Source organism: Delftia sp. ZNC0008, from assembly GCF_000799035.1.
Lineage (GTDB): Bacteria > Pseudomonadota > Gammaproteobacteria > Burkholderiales > Burkholderiaceae_C > Comamonas > Comamonas tsuruhatensis.
In genome coordinates this window covers 1-4,376 of sequence record NZ_JTKZ01000704.1, presented here as the reverse complement: position 1 = coordinate 4,376, position 4,376 = coordinate 1, and the positions used below count along the sequence as shown (strand labels likewise).

The window sequence follows — 4,376 nt, the reverse complement described above, 5'->3', positions numbered from 1 at the left end:
CTTGACGTTGGCGATGTCCACGCCCGTGCCGTCCGACTTCACGCGGACCTTCACGTTGTAGTCCACCACGCGCTTGACCGGGACCAAAACCTTCATTGCAGCGGCTCCTGATTGATTGATAGATTGACGTTTACGTAAACCGAAATCATTGTATGCGGCGCTGCAGCAGCTGAGGCAGGTTTCCCTGACGGCCGAGGGCCGCATGCGCGCTCACAAAAAAGAACGATCGTGCCATTTTAAGCACGACCCTTGAGATTTCCTGCAGGGGAACAGCCTGAACTCAGGGTATGCACCTAGGAATAATCCTAGCTGCTTTTCTCTGCTGCCTGGGCCGCCACGCCCACGCGTTCGGTGATCTGTACCACCTGCCTGGGGACCGGCAGGCTCACGCCTGCGGCACGCAGGCAGCGCAGCACGGCGAGGTTGACCTCGGAGCGCACATTTCCCTGGCCATTTTGCGGGTCGTTGATGTAGTAGCTGAGACTGAACTGCAGGCCCTGCTCCACAAAGTCGACCAGAGCCACCGAAGGCGCGGGCGTCTTGAGCACGCGCGGCTGCGCGGCTGCGGCTTCGAGCAGGATGCCGCGCACCTGCTCCACATCGCTGTCCATGCCCACGACGATGTTGGTGGACAGGCCGAACTTGACGTCGAATCCGGTGAGGTTCTCCACACGCTGGGTGATCAGCGTCTCGTTGGGCACGATGGATTCGCGGCCGTTGAGCGCGCGGATGATGGTGTAGCGCGTGCGGATGTCGGTGATGCGGCCCTCGAAGCCGTCCACGCGCACGTTGTCGCCGATGCGCAGCGCACGCTCGATCAGCACCAGAAAGCCGCTGACGTAGTTGGAGGCGATCTTCTGCATGCCGAAACCCAGGCCCACGCCGATGGCGCCGCCCATGACGGACAGCGCCGTCAGGTCCACGCCCACCATGGACAGCGAGACCAGCAGGCCCGCCAGGATCAGCACGCTGCGCGTGATGTTCATGGCCACCTTGCGCATGGACAGGTCGCTGACCCACTGGTTGATGACCTTCTGCTCGAACAGCGTGGACAGCCAGAGCACGGCCACCATCATCAGGCCCGCCGACAGCGTGCCCTCGATCAGGTTGAGCAGGCTGACCGGCGTCTTGCCGATGTTGAACTGCAGGGCCTCCAGCTCCTCCATGACCTGCGGCAGCAGGCCGATGCTGTGCAGCACGGCCGCGCCCCAGGCCAGCCAGGAGAAGATGCGCTCGATCAGGCGCACCACGGTGGAGTGGGGGAAGGTCCGGCTGAGCACCCGCGCCACGAAGCGGATCACCGACAGGGACACCAGCAGCGACACGGCCACGCGCAGCCAGAACACCGTGGAAAACCGCGCCAGGATCTCCTGGCTGGTGAAGACCAGCACCAGCGCCAGCAGCGGGAACAGTGCGCCGTCGAGCGCATGGCGGCCAATCCATACGGAGGGCTTGCCATCGTTCAGATGGCCATAGCGCGCATGCAGGCCGCGCATGGCGCCGTAGGCCAGCAGCAGGCAGCCGATGAGAACGGAGAACTCCAGCCAGGCGCTGGAGCTTTGGAAGTCGTTGATGAGCTTGTCGAAGATGTCCATGGATCAGGGCCGTTCCGCCGCAAGGGCGCAGGCCGCCATCATCGCGCAGATCCAGGACAGGCCAACCGGACCGGGGCCTACATGCAGGTCGGTCAGCGGCCCGTCTTCCAGGCCGGTTCGCGCTTGGCGGCGAAGGCCTGGGCGCCCTCCTGGGCGTCGGCATCCATCATGTTGGCGGCCATGGTCTGGCCGGCCAGCTGGTAGGCCGCCTCGATGCCCATCTCGCGCTGGCGGTAGACCAGGGCCTTGCCCATGGCCACGGCCGCGCGGGGCTTGCTGACGATGGACTGCACGAAGTGCTCCACCGCATCGTCCAGCGCCTCCTCGGCCACCACGCGGTTGACCAGGCCCTGGTCCAGCGCCTGCTGCGCGTCGATGAAGTCACCCGTGAGCAGCATCTCCATGGCCTGCTTGGCCGGCACATTGCGCACCAAGGGCACGCTGGGCGTGGCACAGAACAGGCCATAGTGGATGCCACTGGTGGCAAAGCGTGCCGCCTGCGCAGCAACGGCCAGATCGCACTGGGCCACGAGCTGGCAGCCCGCCGCCGTGGCAATGCCGTGCACGCGCGCGATCACGGGCACGGGCAGCCGGTGGATGGACAGCATCATGCGGCTGCACTGCGCGAACAGCTTCTGGTAGTAGTCCAGCTGCGGATGGGCCGCCATGTCCTTGAGATTGTGTCCAGCGCAAAAGGCCTTGCCGGCTGCAGCCAGCACGACCACGCGCACCGACTCGTCACGCGCCACATCATCCAGCGCCTGCTGCAGCTGCGTGAGCATCTGCTCGCCCAGGGCATTGAAGCGCTGCGGATCGTTGAGCGTGAGCCGCACGACGCCGCGCGCGTCGCGCTGCACGTCGAGCAGGGGGCTGGCTTCAGAAGGATGGGTGCTCGCGTTCATGGTGCTCCAGATCGGGTTCAAAGGTCGGCCAGCACGCGCACGTGCGCTTCCACGCTGCGCGCAAGCGGCCCCATCACGTAGCCGCCTTCCAAGCAGGAGACGATGCGCCCCTTGGAAAAGCGCCGCGCAATGTCCTTGATGCGCGAGGTGATCCAGGTGAAGTCCTGCTCGGTCATGCCCAGCTGGCCCATGTCGTCCTCGCGGTGGGCGTCGAAGCCGGCGCTGATGAAGATCAGCTCGGGCTTGAAGGCCTCCAGTCGCGGGATCCACATCATCTCGACGATCTCGCGGATGTCCATGCCCTTGGTATAGGCGGCCACCGGCACGTTGACCATGTTGGCGGCCGGGTGCTGGTCGCCGCTGAAGGGATAGAAGGGGTGCTGGAAGATGCCGCACATGAGCACACGGTCGTCGCCGGAGAGGATGTCCTCCGTGCCATTGCCGTGGTGCACGTCGAAATCGATCACGGCCACGCGCTTGAGGTGGTGGCGGCTGAGCGCGTACTTCACGCCCACGGCCACGTTGTTGAAGAAGCAAAAGCCCATGGCCTGGTGGCGGGTGGCATGGTGGCCGGGAGGGCGCACGGCGCAAAAGGCGTTCTCCAGCTCGCCGGCCATCACCGCATCGGTGGCCGCCAGCGCGGCACCGGCCGCATGCAGCGCGGCCGAGAAGGTGTGGCTGTTGATGGAGGTGTCGGTGTCGATCTGGGAGTACTCGGGGCCGCCGGCCTGCTGCTCCTCGACCAGGCGCTGGGTCAGGCCCTGCAGCGCGGCCACATGCATGCGGTCATGGGCCAGTTCGATGTCGGCCAGCGAGGCCTGGGGGGCCTCGTGCCGCTCCAGCGCATCGGCCACGCCGGTCACCAGCAGCCGGTCCTCGATGGCGTCCAGCCGGGCCGGGCACTCTGGGTGCCCCGGCCCCATCTCATGCCGCCAGCACTCCCTATGGGTGAAATAACCCGTCTTGCCCACAGTGATGTCTCCGCGATGTTTTTTTTAGGATAACGTCGCGCCATGCAAGCTACACACAAGATCAAGGCGCTTCTGGATCAGCTTAACACGGTGGTTGTAGGGAAGCCGGCTCAGGTCCGCGACAGCGTGGCCTGCCTGCTGGCCGGGGGACACCTGCTGCTGGAAGACGTTCCCGGCGTGGGCAAGACCACGCTGGCCCATGCGCTGGCGCACAGCTTCGGGCTGCAGTTCTCGCGCGTGCAGTTCACGGCCGACCTCATGCCCAGCGACCTCACCGGCGTGTCCATCTATGAGCGCAGCAGCGAGTCCTTCGTCTTCCATCCAGGTCCCGTTTTCGCCCAGGTACTGCTGGCCGACGAGATCAACCGCGCCAGCCCCAAGACACAGAGCGCCCTGCTCGAAGCCATGGAAGAGCGCCAGGTCTCGTCCGAAGGCCGCACGCACCGCCTGCCCGAGCCCTTCTTCGTGATCGCCACGCAGAACCCGCAGGAACAGCTGGGCACCTTCCCGCTGCCCGAAAGCCAGCTGGACCGCTTTCTGATGCGCATCAGCCTGGGCTATCCCGACCGCGCGGCCGAGCGCTCCCTGCTGTCCGGCAATGGCCGGCGCGCCCAGGCCGATGCACTGCTCCCGCTGCTGGCCACGGACGAGCTGCAGCAGTTGCAGGCCGCCGTGCTGCAGGTCCATGCCAGCGATGCCTTGCTCGACTATGTGCAGGACCTGCTGGAGGCGACGCGCTCGGGCCAGTGGTTCGTGCAGGGCCTGTCGCCTCGCGCGGGCATTGCGCTGCTGCGCGCGGCCAGGGCGGTGGCCCTGATGGAGGGGCGCGACTACGTGGCGCCCGACGATGTGCAGGCCATCCTGCCGCAGACGGCCGCCCACCGCCTGGTGCCCATAGGCTCCAGCGG

The 4,376-nt window shown here is 66.1% G+C and carries 4 protein-coding genes and 1 pseudogene; 1 reads left to right on the top strand and 4 read right to left on the bottom strand.

What is annotated here, in order from left to right; all coding sequences use genetic code 11:
• The 4 genes and pseudogenes from L995_RS33375 to L995_RS22915 all read right to left on the bottom strand — a co-directional run.
• Positions 1-96 (bottom strand): annotated as a pseudogene (locus L995_RS33375) (electron transfer flavoprotein subunit beta/FixA family protein); the annotation flags it as partial.
• A gap of 209 nt (positions 97-305) precedes the next feature.
• A complete protein-coding gene (locus L995_RS22925) occupies positions 306-1,595 on the bottom strand; it encodes a mechanosensitive ion channel family protein (protein WP_047473831.1) in 1,290 nt (429 codons plus the stop codon).
• Positions 1,596-1,687: 92 nt separating this feature from the next.
• Complete coding sequence (locus L995_RS22920; protein ID WP_016449704.1) at positions 1,688-2,497, bottom strand: enoyl-CoA hydratase; 810 nt, start codon at positions 2,495-2,497, stop codon at positions 1,688-1,690.
• Positions 2,498-2,514: 17 nt separating this feature from the next.
• Positions 2,515-3,468, bottom strand: a complete 954-nt coding sequence (locus L995_RS22915) for a histone deacetylase family protein (RefSeq protein WP_012204307.1) — start codon at positions 3,466-3,468, stop codon at positions 2,515-2,517.
• A 42-nt stretch (positions 3,469-3,510) separates the two neighbouring features.
• On the opposite strand from L995_RS22915, the gene L995_RS22910 reads away from it, so the two are divergent.
• Positions 3,511-4,376 (top strand): AAA family ATPase (locus tag L995_RS22910; protein ID WP_047473832.1); only part of this gene is annotated, 866 nt, incomplete at its 3' end.